Origin of the sequence: Streptomyces sp. 2-1, assembly GCF_048564895.1 — a bacterium.
Lineage (GTDB): Bacteria > Actinomycetota > Actinomycetes > Streptomycetales > Streptomycetaceae > Streptomyces > Streptomyces phaeochromogenes.
Window position 1 is genome coordinate 21,064 of record NZ_CP183383.1, and the last position, 14,308, is coordinate 35,371.

General features: G+C 71.4%; 12 protein-coding genes. 4 read left to right on the forward strand and 8 right to left on the reverse strand.

Annotation, left to right across the window (positions count from 1 at the left end):
* Positions 1 to 85 precede the first annotated feature (85 nt).
* Positions 86 to 835 (forward strand): GNAT family N-acetyltransferase, encoded by a 750-nt coding sequence (locus ACN20J_RS00090; RefSeq protein ID WP_419664724.1) that lies wholly within the window; start codon positions 86 to 88, stop codon positions 833 to 835.
* 27 nt (positions 836 to 862) lie between these two features.
* Here ACN20J_RS00090 and ACN20J_RS00095 read toward each other — a convergent pair whose 3' ends face one another.
* From ACN20J_RS00095 to ACN20J_RS00110, 4 genes are all read right to left on the reverse strand, one after another.
* Positions 863 to 1,384 carry an SDR family NAD(P)-dependent oxidoreductase gene (locus tag ACN20J_RS00095; RefSeq protein ID WP_419664725.1) on the reverse strand — a complete coding sequence of 174 codons (522 nt, stop codon included), beginning with the start codon at positions 1,382 to 1,384 and terminating at the stop codon, positions 863 to 865.
* Complete coding sequence (locus tag ACN20J_RS00100; protein ID WP_419664726.1) at positions 1,285 to 1,506, reverse strand: SDR family NAD(P)-dependent oxidoreductase; 222 nt, start codon at positions 1,504 to 1,506, stop codon at positions 1,285 to 1,287. The genes ACN20J_RS00095 and ACN20J_RS00100 overlap by 100 nt, the downstream gene beginning before the upstream one ends.
* Positions 1,507 to 1,740: 234 nt before the next feature.
* Positions 1,741 to 2,460, reverse strand: coding sequence for a sigma factor (locus ACN20J_RS00105; RefSeq protein WP_406485828.1), 720 nt, complete (start codon positions 2,458 to 2,460; stop codon positions 1,741 to 1,743).
* 182 nt (positions 2,461 to 2,642) lie between these two features.
* Positions 2,643 to 5,456 carry a helix-turn-helix transcriptional regulator gene (locus tag ACN20J_RS00110; protein ID WP_419664727.1) on the reverse strand — a complete coding sequence of 938 codons (2,814 nt, stop codon included), beginning with the start codon at positions 5,454 to 5,456 and terminating at the stop codon, positions 2,643 to 2,645.
* A gap of 217 nt (positions 5,457 to 5,673) precedes the next feature.
* Between ACN20J_RS00110 and ACN20J_RS00115 the strand changes: the two genes are divergently transcribed.
* Positions 5,674 to 7,374 carry an FAD-binding protein gene (locus ACN20J_RS00115; protein ID WP_419664728.1) on the forward strand — a complete coding sequence of 567 codons (1,701 nt, stop codon included), beginning with the start codon at positions 5,674 to 5,676 and terminating at the stop codon, positions 7,372 to 7,374.
* Between the two features lie 21 nt (positions 7,375 to 7,395).
* Here the strand turns inward: ACN20J_RS00115 and ACN20J_RS00120 are convergent, their stop codons facing one another.
* Entirely contained in the window at positions 7,396 to 7,797 is a 402-nt protein-coding gene (locus ACN20J_RS00120; RefSeq protein WP_419664729.1) for a winged helix-turn-helix transcriptional regulator, read from the reverse strand.
* Between the two features lie 105 nt (positions 7,798 to 7,902).
* Between ACN20J_RS00120 and ACN20J_RS00125 the strand changes: the two genes are divergently transcribed.
* The gene (locus ACN20J_RS00125; protein WP_419664730.1) at positions 7,903 to 8,511 is read left to right on the forward strand and encodes a malonic semialdehyde reductase; all 609 of its coding nucleotides are present in this window, start codon (positions 7,903 to 7,905) and stop codon (positions 8,509 to 8,511) included.
* A gap of 16 nt (positions 8,512 to 8,527) precedes the next feature.
* Here the strand turns inward: ACN20J_RS00125 and ACN20J_RS00130 are convergent, their stop codons facing one another.
* The 3 genes from ACN20J_RS00130 to ACN20J_RS00140 form a co-directional block, all read right to left on the reverse strand.
* On the reverse strand, positions 8,528 to 8,881 hold the full coding sequence (locus tag ACN20J_RS00130; protein WP_419664731.1) for an antibiotic biosynthesis monooxygenase family protein: 354 nt from the start codon (positions 8,879 to 8,881) through the stop codon (positions 8,528 to 8,530).
* A gap of 3 nt (positions 8,882 to 8,884) precedes the next feature.
* Positions 8,885 to 9,745: a helix-turn-helix transcriptional regulator gene (locus ACN20J_RS00135; protein ID WP_419664732.1), complete on the reverse strand. Its 861-nt coding sequence runs from the start codon at positions 9,743 to 9,745 to the stop codon at positions 8,885 to 8,887.
* Positions 9,746 to 9,888: 143 nt separating this feature from the next.
* Positions 9,889 to 11,322 (reverse strand): aldehyde dehydrogenase family protein, encoded by a 1,434-nt coding sequence (locus ACN20J_RS00140; protein WP_419664733.1) that lies wholly within the window; start codon positions 11,320 to 11,322, stop codon positions 9,889 to 9,891.
* 211 nt (positions 11,323 to 11,533) lie between these two features.
* Here ACN20J_RS00140 and ACN20J_RS00145 point away from each other — a divergent pair, with 211 nt between their 5' ends.
* Entirely contained in the window at positions 11,534 to 14,212 is a 2,679-nt protein-coding gene (locus ACN20J_RS00145; protein WP_419668805.1) for a LuxR C-terminal-related transcriptional regulator, read from the forward strand.
* Positions 14,213 to 14,308: the final 96 nt, after the last annotated feature.

Genomic DNA, 14,308 nt, shown 5'->3' on the forward strand with positions numbered 1-14,308 from the left:
GGCGGTCGATGACAGGCCGGAGAGCGCCGGATGCAACGATAACGGACACAGTGTGGAGAACCGCAAGGTGAGGGAGATGTTGTCAATGGCGCAACCCGCGCTGATGACTTCGGTGTTCGCCAACTTCCGTCAGTACCTGCTGGGTTGGGGTACGGAGAGGTGGCCGGCAGACGGCGTCGACCGGTTTCGCAGCGGACTGGCCGCTCCTCAGTTCAACGGCGTGGTGCGGCTACTGTCGCCGTCAGCGGTCGGGGCGGTTCGCCGGGAGCTGACGGGAGTGCCCTGGTGGTGGTGGGTCGGGCCCGACAGTCCGGAGAACACGGCCGGTCTCCTGCGACGCCACGGCGGACGGCAGGTCGCAAGCCTTCCGGTCATGGTGCGCTCACTCGCGCCGCCGACCGGACCGCAGGAAGCGCACGCGGGGCTGCGGGTGGAACGGGTCCGGGATGCGGAACGGCTGGCTGAACTGGTCGGCACGTACCGGACCTCGATGGGTGTCGGGCCCGAACTGCAGGCCGGGATGGTGCGCATCGAGTCGCGGCGCGAGGACAACGCGGACATCGTCCGCCTGGCCGCGGTGCTGGAGGAAAGGGTGGTCGGGACCACTGTGCTGATCGCCGCCCACGGCGTGGCCGGGATCTTCCTCGTCCATGTGTCCGAGGCGCACCGCCGGCGGGGTGTCGGTGCGGCGTTGACAGCTGCCGCGCTCCAGGTGGGGCGGGAGCGGGGCATGGGCGCGGCAGCACTCGTGGCTAGTCCCGCCGGTGAGGCGCTGTACCGGCGGTTCGGCTTCACGCCGGTGTGGGCGTATCGCCTGTTCGACTTCCCTGCCTGAGGCGCGGTCCCCCGACCGGCGGGAGCGTCAGATGAGTTCCAGTCCGCCGTCGACGGTGATCACCTGGCCGGTCGCGTGCCGTCCCGCGGGGTCGGCCATCCGCAGGACCCAGTGAGCAACCTCGTCGGCGCTCGCGATGTGGTGGGTGGGGATGCGCTCGCGTTCATAGCCGTACATGTCGTCGGCGGCCTCGGGCGTGAGTCCGGCGTGCAGCATGACGTCAGTGCGCGTGGGGCCGGGAGCGACGGCGTTGACACGAACGCCCTCATCCGCCAGCTCCAACGCCCAACTGCGCGTCATCTGTTCGATGGCGGCCTTGCTGGCCGAGTAGTGCGCGCCTCCCGCCATGGGCCGGTGCCCATAGGTGCTGGAGAGGTTGATGATCGTGCCGGAGGTCTCGCGCAGGTGCGGCAGAGCCGCGTGGGCGAGGAGGCTCGGCGCGACGACGTTCAGGCGAGCAGGTTCGTGATCGTCCGCTCGTCGGTGTCGGCCAGTCTCATCACCGCTGTGGCACCTGCATTGTTGATCAGGTGGTCGATGCGTCCCCACCGCTGTATGGCGGTTCTGATCACCTCGGCGGGTGCTCCCTCACCGCAGACGTCGATCGCCAGGATGTCGATGCCGCGGTGCAGCGCGGCGCTCTCCTTCAGCGGTCCCTCACGCCGCCCCACCCCGAGCACCTGCGCGCCGGCCTCGGCGAAGGCGACGGCCGTGGCCTTCGCCGAGGCCGGAACCGGCTCCGGTCACGACGGCCACGTGGCCCGCGAAGGTCTGGTCGGAAGAGGCTGCGGACATCGCACGTTCCTTACTTTCTTCACTACGTTCTTCACTGGTACGCACACACAATATGGTGTGCTATCGCGCGACCGTCAAACATTGAACAGTGTGACATGGTCAACGGCTTGTCACGCGGCGTGCCGGACGGGCCGGGCGGCGGGGCCGGGCGCCGGCGGCATTCGGCGCACCTGGCCTTCGGGGGCGAGCACCTTCACCAGGCCGTCCAGGTCGCCGGTGTGGGCGGCTGTCCGGAACGCGGCGGCGAGGCGACGGTGCGACTCCACGGGGACCGGGCGCTCCCGGCCGGACTCCAGACGGGCCTGCGCCCGGTGGACCACCACGCGTGCGTTCGGGGCGCTGATCCGCAGCAGCCCTGCCAGTTCGGCGTAGGCGTAGCCGAAACCCTTGCGCAGTACGTAGGCGGCCAGCCGGTCCGGCGTCAGCCGCGCCATGAGCAGGGCCAGGGCCCCCTCGACCGCAACGGTCCGCTCGACGCTCAGCACGGGGTCCGGGGCGGCCCGGTCACCGAGGTCGGCCAACTGCGGCTCGACCGGGACCTCGTGGCGATGCCGAGCGGAGCGGACGACGTTGATGGCCAGCCGGGTCGTGGCCGTCACCAGGAACGCGGCCGGATTGTCGATCTCCGCGCGCTGGGTGAGCTGCCAGCGCAGCCACACCTCCTGGACCACGTCCTCGGCTCCGGTGACGTCGCCGAGAATGCGGTAGGCGATACGGAAGAGCCGTGTCCGCTCGGCCAGGAAGGTGTCGAGGGCGGCGTCCATGTCGTCGTCCCGGGCCGGCCGGGCGATCGCGGGTTCGGTCGTCGTCTGCGTGCCGGTCGCGGGCATGGGGAACTCCTCATCGTGGAAGGGCGCCCGTCAGGGCGTGGTTCCACCCTCGCCGCGGGACACCGGCCCCCGCGCCCTTACTTCCCATGGTGGAGTCCGTGGGACCCCGTGGGCCGCGCGTGGAAACCCGTGGGCACCCCGTAAGAACCCGTGGTCGAGTCCGTGGGGCCCCGCGGCCGGCGTCAGGCGCTCCGCATCGTGTCCTCGTCGTGGAGGTCATCGGCCGGGGCGTCCCCCAGGGCACCGGGCAGCGCGCGACGTGAGTTGATGCCGAGCTTCATGTACACCTTGCGCAGGTGCCACTCCACGGTGTGCGGGCTAATGAACAGCTCCGCGCCGATCTTCGCGTTCGTCATGCCGTCGGCGGCGAGCGCGGCGACCTGGGACTCCTGGGGAGTCAGGGCGCTGGTCGGCCTGTCCTCCCGCACGCGGACGTGCTCGCCGGTGGCGAGCAGTTCGCGGCGGGCCCGCTCGGCGAAGGCGTGCGCACGCATGCCGTCGAACATCTCGTGAGCCGTACGCAGTTGTTCCCGGGCCGACGAGCGGCGCTGGCTGCGGCGCAGCCACTCGCCGTATAGCAGGTGGGTGCGCGCCACTTCCACGGCCACACCCCCGCGCTCGAACTCCTCGATCGCGGTCCGGTACAGCCGGTCGGCCGCGTCGCCGTCGGCGAGGAGTGCCTGGCCGCGGGCGGCGGCGCCGCGGGCCCATCCGGAGTCGGCGGACCGGGTGAGCTCGATCAGCCGGGCCAGCGAGGCGCGGGCCTGGTCGAGTTCACCGCACCGGGTAGCGGCCTCGACGTGTTCCACCAGCGACAGACCGGTGAAGTTGAATCCGTCGTGCTCGATGCCCGCACGCGCGGCCTCCAGCGCCTCCTCGTAGCGCCCCAGGCCGTTGAAGAGCACCCCCTGGATGTAGCCCATGGCGCCCAACAGGGAGACCTCGCCGGTCTGTTCGGCCCGCTGTCTGGCTTCGTCGATGATGCCGGTGGCGACCTCCGCCTCGCCGCGCCACGCGGCCAGGACCAGGGTCGCGTACTTGTGCGGGGCGTGGCCCGTCGCAGCGGTGAGCGCGTCGGCCTCGTCGATCATCCGGTCGGCCTCGGGGAAGTCTCCGTAGTGGATGTGCACTCCGCCGGCGTAGATGAGGGCCGGGGGCAGCGCGCCGAGCGCTCCGACGTCGCGGGCCAGGCGAACCGCCCGGCCCGACAGCGCGTCCCATGCGTGCAGGTCCCAGGCGTAGTGAATGAACGCTTCCAGGGCGACCGGGACCAGCAGCAGCCAGCGCATGACCGCTTCCCGGGTCCCGAGTTCCTCGTGCACGAGCAGGTCCAGCGCGCCCTGCAAGGCCGGGACTCCGGTCTCGTACTCGTCCGCGAGAAGCGCGGCGACGCCGTCGAGGAGACGGTCGGCGGCCACCGAACCGGAGGGGGGCGCCCCCGAGTTGCGGGCAGCGATCGCCGCCGCGCGGGCGCCGGTCGGGCCGTGGACGCGGCCGGCGAAGATGGTCGCACTGATCGCTTCCAGGTAGGTCTCGCGCGCCAGCGGCGACCCGGCGGCAGTGAACTGCGCGGCGGCCGCCAGCAGCAGAGGTGCCGCCTCGTCGCTGCGGCTGCGGGCGAAGAGAATCCGGGCCCGCAGCCGCGCCAGCCGGGCACGGTCCAAAGTGCTCAGGGGACACAGTTCGGCCACCGTCGCGAGTTCGGTGGCCCGGTCGGGCGCCGCGGCCGAGAAGTGAGCCTCGGCAGCCGCGAGGGCCCGGCGGCCGCGCGCCCACGCGTCCGGTGTCACCTCGGCCGCGCGCTCCAGCAGCACCGCCTCGGCAGCGATGCCGCCGCGCTGCCGTGCGCGGTCGGCGGCCTGCTCAAGGCCGGCGGCGACGTCCTCGTCCGGCCCGTCGGTGGCCTGGGCGGCATGCCAGGCGCGCCGGTCGGGGTCAAGCACCGGGTCCGTGACATCGGCCAGCGCCCGGTGCACCGCCCGGCGTTCCTCGGGTGTGGCTCCCTGGTAGACGGCGGAACGGACCAGCGGATGCCGGAACCTGACGGACTCCCCGAACTCGATCAGTCCGGCCGCCTTGGCCGGTGCCGCGTAGGGAACGATCTCGAGCCGGGCGGCCGCGCGCACCAGCAGGCGCGCGTCACCGACCGGTTCGGCCGCGGCGATCAGCAGCAGGGTGCGCGTCGCCGCCGGGAGGGAACCGATCCGGCCGGCGAAGTCGCGTTCGACGCGGTTCGCGACCGGCCCGTAGGCGCCCGGCCGGGCCGACGAGTCGAGTCCGTAGGCCAGCTCGGCGGCGCTGCGGCCGCGGGAGAACTCAAGCAGCGCGAGGGGGTTGCCGTCCATCTCCGTCACGAACCGGTCCCGGACCCGCTTCTCCAGCCGGCCGCCGACGACGGATTCCAGGAGCTGTCCGGCCGCGGCGGTGTCCAGACCTTCCAGCCGAAGGGTCGGCAGCCCGTTGAGGGCGGCCCCGCCCTCGGGGTCGCGCACCGAGAACGCAATGGCGACGGCCTCGGCGAGCAGTCGGCGCGCCACGAACTCCAGCGTCTGCAGGGACACTTGGTCCAGCCACTGGGCGTCGTCGACCAGGACGAGTACCGGCCGGGCCTCGGAGGCCCGGGTGAGCAGGGTCAGCACGGCGAGTCCGACGAGAAAACGGTCGGGGGGATCTCCGGCGGCCATGCCGAACGCCACGCGCAGGGCGTCGCGTTGAGGTTCCGGAAGTTCGTCCAGCTCGCCGAGGAACGGTGTGCACACCTGGTGCAGGCTGGCGTAGGGCAGCTCCATGTCCGCCTCGATGCCGTGCGCCCAGGTCACCTTCACCCGCGACGCCTGCGCGGCCGCGTACTCCAGCAGCACCGACTTCCCCGTGCCGGCCTCGCCGCGGACCACCAGGATGCGAGGCCCGCCTTCGCTCAGCCCGGCCAGCAGGTCCTCGAGCGCCGCGCACTCGCGTTGCCGGCCGACCAGGTCGGGAAGCGGGCTGGCGATCATGCGACGCGGCTCCTCGGGACATCTGGGGACGAAAAGATCCCACAACATGGTCGGAACAAGCCTTGTAACGATATCCGGAGCGCCTCACACCCTGTGTGTCCGTTGCCTGTGACAGTCTCCACGTCCGGAAATCCTCGGGAGTTGTCACAAAAGAGCCCGCTGTCCGGTCGACCAGTGCCGATGATCTCGCCCGTCGCCCGCCGCAGGAGGTCCCCCCGTGTCATCGCTCGGACACCAGCTCGCCACATCCGTGCTCGTTGTGGGAGCCGGTGGATCAGGCCTGCGCGCGGCCATCGAGGTCGCGGAGGCCGGTGTCGCGGTCATCGCCGTGGCCAAGCGCACGGCCGAGAGTACGCCCGCGGCCATGGGAACCTCGGGCTCCGCGTGGCCGTCGGCCGGCTCCAGTCCCGACGGCGTGTGTCAGCGGCATGCTGCTGAAACGCTGCGGGAGGGCCGTCTGCTGGCCGATCCCCGCACCGCCCAGGTCGTCGCCCGCTACGCGGAGCAGGGCTTCCAGGACGTGGGACGCTACGGCCCGCGCCGGTCCGGCCACCTGTACGACAGCGCCGCGTTCACGGGCACACATGCCGGGCCGGGGGTGCACCGGGCACTGCAGACCCGCGCGGCGGAGCTCGGCATCCCCGTCCTCACCGGCGTGTACGTCACCCAGCTGCTGGTCGACGACGGAACGGTCTTCGGTGCCTACGGGTTCGACCTCGTCGACGGCTCGCGCTACCTCGTGCACGCAGACTCCGTGGTCCTCGCGGCCGGAGGGCACACCCGCATCTGGCGGCGCACGTCGTCGCGCCGTGGCGAAAGCGGCGGCGACGCCTTCCGCCTCGCCGTCGAGGCGGGCGCCCGGTTGCGCGACCCCGAGCTGGTGCAGTTCCATCCCCTCGGTCTGGTCGGGCCGGAGCACGTGGCCGGCCTGCTCGTCGACGAGGCGGCACGCGGTGAGGGCGGAGTGCTGCTCAACAACCTCGGTGAACGGTTCATGGCGCGCTACGACACCGAGCGCATGGAGCGCTGCAGCCAGGACAGGGTCGCCGCGGCCGCCTACACCGAGATCAAGGAGGGTCGCGGCACCCAGGCCGGCGGGGTGTGGCTCGATCTGTCCCATCTCCCGCGCGAGACCGTCCTGACACGGCTCCCCCAAGTGCACCAGACCTTGCTGGACGTGCAGACACTCGACATCACCCGTGATCCGGTCGAGGTCACGCCGACTGCCCAGTATTCCCTGGGCGGGGTCTGGGTGAGACCCGAGGACCACAGCACCGATGTCAACGGGCTCTACGTGATCGGGGAGGCGGCCGGCGGACTGCACGGCGCGAACCGGCTGGAGGAGAACTCGTTGATCGAACTCCTCGTCTACGGCCGGATCGCGGGCCGGGCCGCGGCGGAGTACTCGGCCCGGCTCACCGTGCAGCAACGCTCCCCCGCGGCGGTGCGCGCCGCGGAGAGTGACGTGTCCCGCCTGCTGGCTGCCAACGGCGACCAGAACATCCGCGCCCTGCTGCGCTCGGTGCGCCACCTGATGACGGAACACGCCGGCGTCGTGCGCGACGAGGCCGGGCTCGGCGCCGGACTCGCCGGGCTCGCCGAGATCGAGGCTCGCACGGCTCACGCCGGGATCCACATCGACATCGGCGGCTTCCAGGACCTCGCGTACGCCTACGACCTCAGGTCCACCCTGCTCGCCGCGCGTGCGACGCTGGAGTGCGCACGGGAGCGCAGGGAGACATGGGGCAGTCACCACCGGTCCGACCACCCTGATGTCGACCCCGACCTGACGGCCACTCTGGTGTGGTCCCCGGCGACCGGGGTACGGCGCGAGCCCGTCCCGCCCACCCCCACCCATATCGCCGAGTTGGTGCGGGACGTCTCGGCCGACGCCGGGTCACCGGAGCGGAGACGGTGACCCCGGGAGAAGGCGTCCGGCTCAGCTCTTGGCGTGCCGCGGGGTGGTCGGCGTCTCCGGCAGGTGACGCGACGCCCACCCGGCCAGTTCGCTGAGGATGGGCATGAGGGCCGTTCCGTCCGGGGTGAGGCGGTACCGGACCATGACCGGCGGTCCGGGCTCCACCTCGCGCACGGTGAGTCCCGCGCCGGACAGTTCGGAGAGGCGCTCCGAGAGGACGGAGTCGCTGATGCCGTCCACCGCACGCCGCAACTCGGCGTAGCCCAGGGGCCCGTGCTGCAAGGTGGCCAGGATGACGCCGTTCCATCGCTTGCCGAGAAAGCCGAAGGCCCGTGTCAGAGCCCCGTCGCACGCCGCCGGATGGTGCTGCCCGGTAGGGGCGTCGCCCGCTCCGGGCGATCGGGGGTCCGCTGCTTCCTTCATGCACACAGGATAGCCAGGGTGCTACTCTCCTCGATGTCACTCTGTTTTCCGAAGTGCCATCGAATGACGAAGTAACTTCATATTTGCGAGCAAGGAGAGTTCGACGTGACCACCTCGGTCCCCCTTTCCCGTGTCAGCGACGAAGCCAAAGCCGCGCTCTTCGCCGACGCGCGCACCACGTACTCCTTCGCCGACACGGCTGTCGCCGACGCGACGCTGACCGACATCTGGGAACTGGCCCGCTGGGCCCCGACCGCCGCGAACCTGCAGCCGCTGCGTGTCCTGTACGTCCGGACGCCTCAGGGCAAAGGACGCCTGCTGCCGCACCTCGACGAGGGGAACCGGCCCAAGTCGGCCTCCGCGCCCGCCGTCGCGATCCTGGCCGTGGACAACCGCTTCCACGAGCACATCCCGCACATCCTGCCGATCCGGCCCCAGATGAAGGAGTACTTCGCCGACGACCCCGCTCAGCGGGACAGCATCACGTCCTTCAACGGCCCTCTCCAGGCGGGCTACTTCATCCTCTCCGTCCGTGCCTGCGGCCTCGCTGCCGGACCGATGGCCGGCTTCGACGCCGCAGGGATCGACAAGGAGTTCTTCCCGGACAGCGACTGGCACTCCGTCCTCGTCGTGAACATCGGCCACCCGGCCGGTCCCCCGGAGTTCGACCGCATGCCGCGCCTCGCGCACGAGGACGCCGTCGCCTGGGCCTGAGACGACGGGCACCGGATCAGGACGGTTCGAACTGGACGACCACGCGGTAGCCGGCGGGTTCCGAGGTGATGTGGAGACCGGGATCGTCGAACATCCGCTGCAGCGAGGAGAGCCACTCGGGATCGGCGGTGGCGCGGTCGAGGGCGAGGCCCGAACTCCAGTCGGCGATGTGGACGAACCGCACCTCGGGCGCGTCGGCGAGCGGCCGGTGCAGACGGGAGCGGAGAAAACCGGGCTGGTGCGCCATGATCCCGGCGTTCTCCTGGTAGACCTCGATGAAACGCTCAGCTTCCTCCACCGGCACGCTGTAGCTCTTGATGACCGTGACCGGGCCGTCGACGCCGGTCTTCGCATCCAAGGACTGACTCATACGCTAACGACCGGGCACCGCCCGGTTCTGTGACAGGTGAGCGGGGAGCAGGGACAGCAGTCGCACATTGGTGTGGCTCTCGGTTCCCGGTGTGGCGGTGTAGACGACGAGCCGCTGGGACTGGTCGGGGTCGACGAGTGTCTGGCAGTGCAGGTCCAGCGTCCCGAGCTGGGGGTGGAGAAAACGCTTGGGAGCGCAGGCGGGCCCCAGTACGGGACGCTTCCGCCAGATGTCGGCGAACTCGGAGCTCTCCTCGATGAGCGCGTCCACGAGTTCGGCGGCCCGCGAGTGCGCGCCGTCGCGGGTGCAGGCACCGTGGAGATCCGCCACCATCAGACGGCTCTGCTCCGCGTGCTCGCCCTCCGGGCGGATCAGGCGGGAGGCGGGGTCGGTGAACCAGCGGTAGTGGGCGCTGCGGGCCAGTCCGGTGTATGCCGTCACGTCGCCCAGCAGTGCCACGGCCGGACGTGTCTGCTTCAGCGTTTCCCCGAGGTGGTTCATCACCAGGGCGGGAGTGTCCTCGAGCCGGTCCAGGATGCGCATCATTCCCGGATCGACGTGATCCTCCCTCCGCACCCGGCGCGGCACGCCATGCCCTCCGAGCCGGAAGAGGTGGTCCCGCTCCTCCAGGGACAGGCGCAGGCCGCGGGCCAGCGCGGCGAGCATCTGCTCGGAGGGGTGGGGGCCTCGTGGCTGCTCGAGGCGGCTGTAGTAGTCCACCGACATGTCGCACAGTGCCGCGACCTCCTCGCGGCGCAGTCCTCCGGTGCGCCTGCGGCGCCCACGGGGAAGGCCGACGTCCTCCGGCTGGAGCGCCTCGCGGCGGGCCCGGAGAAAGGCTGCCAGAGCTGCTCGGTCCGCCATCGCTGTCCTCCCTGCCGGTACGTGCGTCGTCCTCACCTTTCGGCTAGGTGAACGATGCGATCAGGACGATGCATTCCCGTGACACGGTGTGTTCTGCTGCCGCGGGCCGTGCTGTCCGCTCCGTGCGAAGCCGCCGGGCCGTCTCACCGGGTGATCGCCTTGGTCTCCAGGAATTCTTCGAGCCCGGCACGGCCCATCTCCCGGCCGTTGCCGGACTGTTTGTACCCGCCGAAGGGCGCCTGGAAGTTGTGCTGCCCGCCGTTGACGTCGACCTGGCCGACGCGCAGGCGCCGGGCGATCGCCATGGCGTGCTCCTCCTCACCGGACACCGCGCCGTTGAGCCCGTAGATGGTGCCGTTGGCCATCTCGACGGCGTGGTCGTCGTCGGCGTAGGGGATGACCACGAGGACGGGGCCGAAGATCTCCTCCTGGGCGATGACCGACTCCGGGTCGACGTCCGCGAAGATCGTGGGTCTGACGTAGGCACCGCTCTCCAGGCCCTCCGGCCGGCCGGGGCCGCCGACCACGAGCGTGGCGCCGTCGGCGACGCCGCGGCGGATGTAGTCGTCGACGCGGCGGCGCTGGGTCTCCGAGGCGAGCGGGCCGATCCGCGTGCCCTCGTCGGTGGGATCACCGACGACGTACTCCTCGGCCGCCGCCCGCAACTTCTCCACCACCGTCTCCTGGAGCCCCGCGGGCACGAGCATCCGCACGTAGGCGCCGCAGGCCTGGCCGGCGTTGGCCCAGGCGAAGGCCAGGCCGCGGGTGACGGCAGCGTCGAGGTCGGCCTCGGGAAGGATGATGTGGGCGGCTTTGCCGCCCAGTTCGAGGGCGACCCGCTTGATGGTGCCGGAGGCCGCCACGGACACGGCCCGGCCGGCCCGAGTGGATCCGGTGAAGGAGATCATGTCGACCTTCGGGTGCCGTGCGAGTGCCTCGCCGACGACCGGGCCGGTGCCCTGCACCACGTTGAACACACCGTCGGGCAGGCCGGCTTCGGTGGCTATTTCGGCGAACATCCGCGCGCTGAGCGGGGAGAGCTCCGAGGGCTTGAGGACGACGGTGTTGCCCGCGAGCATCGCGGGGACGACCTTGGTCACGAGTTGCTGGAGCGGGAAATTCCACGGAGTGATCGCGCCTACGACACCAATGGGCTCGCGGACCACGAGCGAGTTCTCCACCACCGACGTCCACTCGAACTGCTCGGCCGCCGCGATCGCGGCCAGGATCGAGGCGACCGGGAAACCCACCTGCGCCTGCCGGGAGAAGCTGATCGGCGCGCCCATCTCCTGGGTGATGGTGGCCGCCAGTTCCTCACGGTGCTTCTCCAGGCCCTCGGCCAGGCGCCGCATGACGGCCGCCCGCAGCTCCACGGACGCCGACGCCCACCCGTCAAACGCGGCGAGCGCGGCACCCACCGTCAGGTCTACGTCCTCGGCCGTGCCCTCGTGGAACGTGGCGACGACCGATTCGTCGGCGGGATTCACCACATCGATCAGCGGCCCCGAACCGCGGACGGCACGGCCGTCGATCCAGTGGGACGGAGCAGGGAAAGGAACCGTGTGTTCTTCGTTCATGCCGCCAGGGAACACCGGTCGCCGCACGGCATCCATGCCCTCTCAGACCCATGATCCGCGTCACTCCCCCGTCGCGGCAGCGCCTCACCGCGGCGGCATCGGCCGCCGGAGCTGTTGTTATGCTCCCCCTCGTGCAGAGGTCAGGGTGAGCAGCCGGGACGATCCGAGGCAGCTGCGGGGCCGCCGCCGTGAGCGCGAGGCGCTCGACGCTATGGCCGCTGAGGTGGAAGCAGGACACAGCGCCGTTCTGGTCCTGCGGGGCGATGCCGGAATCGGGAAGTCTGCTCTGCTGAATCATCTGGAATCCCGTGTCACGAGGCACCGCATCGCCCGTGGGGCGGGGGCCGAGTCGGAGATGGAGCTGCCGTTCGCGGGACTGCACCAGCTGTGCGCCCCGTTCCTCGACCGCCTCGACCGCCTTCCGCCTCCGCAACGAGAAGCCCTGGCCACCGCGTTCGGGATGAGTGACGGCCCGCCTCCCGACCGATTCCTCGTCGGCCTCGCCGTACTCGGACTGCTGACCGACGTTGCCGCCGAGCAGCCCCTGTTCTGCCTCGTGGACGACACGCAGTGGCTCGACCGGGTCTCCGCGCAGATCTTGGCATTCGTGGCACGGCGGATGCTCGCCGAACCCCTGGCCCTGGTGTTCGCCTCCCGTGAGCAGCGCAGACGCGACGAGCTGGCGGGTCTTCCCGAGCTGACGGTCGGTGGACTCGACGACACCGACGCCCGCAGCCTGCTGAGTGCCTCGGTCGGCGAACCGATGGACACCCAGATCCGCGACCGCATCCTTGCCGAAGCCCGTGGCAACCCGCTCGCCCTGCTGGAACTGCCGCACGACCGCCCTGACATGGGAACGACGGACGGACTCCACCGCAGCGGTCCTGGTCCCGTGTCGGGCCGCATCGAGCGCAGCTACCTCGGGCGGGTCCACGCGCTGCCGGCCGCGACACAACGCCTGCTCCTCATCGCCGCCGCCGAGCCGATCGGCGACGTGGCGCTGCTCCGGCGTGCCGCCGGGCACCTGGGCATCAGCCCGAGCGCGATCGACCCGGCGGTGGCGGAAGGGCTGCTGGTCGTCGGCGCACTCGTGCGATTTCGGCATCCGCTGCTGCGCTCCGCCATCTATCGCTCGGCCGGCCTCGCGGAACTGCGGGAAACCCACCGGGCGTTGGCGGAGGTGACCGACCCCGCCCTCGATCCCGACCGCCGCGCGTGGCACCTGGCGCGGGCGACGGTGCGGCCGGACGAAGCGATCGCCGGTGAGCTGGAGGCATCGGCCGGGCGGGCGGCGGCGCGCGGCGCCACTGCGGCGGCGGCCGCCTTCCTCGCCCACGCGGCCGTCCTGACGTCCCACCCCCGGCGCAAGGCGACACGTGCACTCGCCGCAGCCCAGGCGAAGATCCGCGCCGGTGCGCCCGCCGCCGCGCGCGAACTCCTGGCACTGGCCCGCAGCGGAGCCCTCGACGAACTCCACCGCGCCCGCGCGGACCTGGTCCAGGCCCAGATCGCCTTTGTCTCAGGACGCATGGATGAAGCGGTCCCCCTGCTTCTCGGCACCGCACGCCGCCTGCTGCCGCTCGACACCGACCTGGCCCATGAGACCTTCCTGGACACTCTGTCAGCCGCCATGCTCGCCGGCCGCCTCGCCTCTGACGCGGACGCGCGCGAGGTGGCAGCGGCCGCGCGACGGACACCGTCGTCCTCCACCGGGCCGACGCGTACCGCGGACGTACTGCTGGACGCCCTGGCCACGCGGTTCACCGACGACTACCGCGCCGCGGTGCCTTCCGCGCACAGCGTGCTGCGCCTGTTCCGCCGGGAGGCCGACCCGGAGCAGATCCTGCGCTGGTCGTGGCTGGTCTCGGCACTTGCGGCCGAGATGTGGGACGACGAGAGCTGGACGGAGCTGGCGGCACGCCACGTACGGACCGCCCGCGCAGTCGGCGCGCTGGCCGAACTGCCGCTCGCCCTTAACTCACGTGTGGTCGTCCACACATGCGCCGGGGAACTGGCCGAGGCGGCCCTCCTCATCGCGGAGATCACCCGTGTCCAGGAAGCGGTCGGCGGCAGCTTCACACCGTTCGGCACGATGTCACTGGTCGCCTGGCAAGGACGGGCGGGCGAGGCCCTACCGCTGATCAAGGCGGGCCTGGAGAGCGCCGTGCAGCGCGGTGAGGGCATCGGCGTGGCCATAGCGCGAAGGGCGGAGGCCGTGCTCCTCAACGGTCTGGGCCGGTTCGAGGAGGCGTTCGAAGCGGCCCGCTCGGCGAGCGCGCATCCGCAGGACCTGGTCGCGGCCAACTGGGGACTGATCGAGCTGGTGGAGGCCGGCGTGCGCAGCGGCCGCCACGACGCCGCCCGCGCCGCCCTGGACCGCCTCGTGCGGGCCACCGAGGCCGCCGGCACGGACTGGGCCCTGGGCGTCCAGGCACGCTCCCGGGCGCTGCTCGGCCAAGGCGCCGCAGCCGAGGAACGGTACCGCGAGGCGATCGAACGCCTCGGGCGTACCAAGGTGGCGATGGAACTGGCCCGGGCACACCTGCTGTACGGGGAGTGGCTGCGGCGGGAGAGCCGCCGCAGCGACGCCCGGGAGCAACTGCATGAGGCACACGCCCTGTTCACGCGGTTCGGAGCGGAAGCATTTGCCGACCGCGCCGTCCGCGAGTTGCGGGCCACCGGTGAGTCGGTGGCCCGGCGTGACAGTCGCGCCACGGCGACCCTCACCGCCCAGGAGGCCCAGATCGCGCAGCTGGCACGGGACGGGCTCACCAACTCCGAGATCGGCGCCCAGTTGTTCCTGAGCCCGCACACCGTGGAATGGCATCTGCGGAAGATGTACGCCAAGCTCGGCATCGCCTCCCGGCGGTCCCTGCACACGGCGCTGTGACCGGCAGCTGCTGAGCAGGGCGGACGGGGCCGTCCGCACCGGCCAGGGGCCGGATGTCACACGTTTGCCGTCGGCACGGTCTGTGTGGCGGGGACA

What these genes read in the sequence shown, in the direction of transcription:
- ACN20J_RS00090 (WP_419664724.1), top strand. Translation starts at nt 86, where the DNA reads ATGGCGCAACCCGCGCTGATGACTTCGGTGTTCGCCAACTTCCGTCAG.
- ACN20J_RS00105 (WP_406485828.1), bottom strand. Translation starts at nt 2,460, where the DNA reads ATGCCCGCGACCGGCACGCAGACGACGACCGAACCCGCGATCGCCCGG.
- ACN20J_RS00110 (WP_419664727.1), bottom strand. Translation starts at nt 5,456, where the DNA reads ATGATCGCCAGCCCGCTTCCCGACCTGGTCGGCCGGCAACGCGAGTGC.
- ACN20J_RS00120 (WP_419664729.1), bottom strand. Translation starts at nt 7,797, where the DNA reads ATGAAGGAAGCAGCGGACCCCCGATCGCCCGGAGCGGGCGACGCCCCT.
- ACN20J_RS00130 (WP_419664731.1), bottom strand. Translation starts at nt 8,881, where the DNA reads ATGAGTCAGTCCTTGGATGCGAAGACCGGCGTCGACGGCCCGGTCACG.
- ACN20J_RS00135 (WP_419664732.1), bottom strand. Translation starts at nt 9,745, where the DNA reads ATGGCGGACCGAGCAGCTCTGGCAGCCTTTCTCCGGGCCCGCCGCGAG.
- ACN20J_RS00140 (WP_419664733.1), bottom strand. Translation starts at nt 11,322, where the DNA reads ATGAACGAAGAACACACGGTTCCTTTCCCTGCTCCGTCCCACTGGATC.
- ACN20J_RS00145 (WP_419668805.1), top strand. Translation starts at nt 11,534, where the DNA reads ATGGCCGCTGAGGTGGAAGCAGGACACAGCGCCGTTCTGGTCCTGCGG.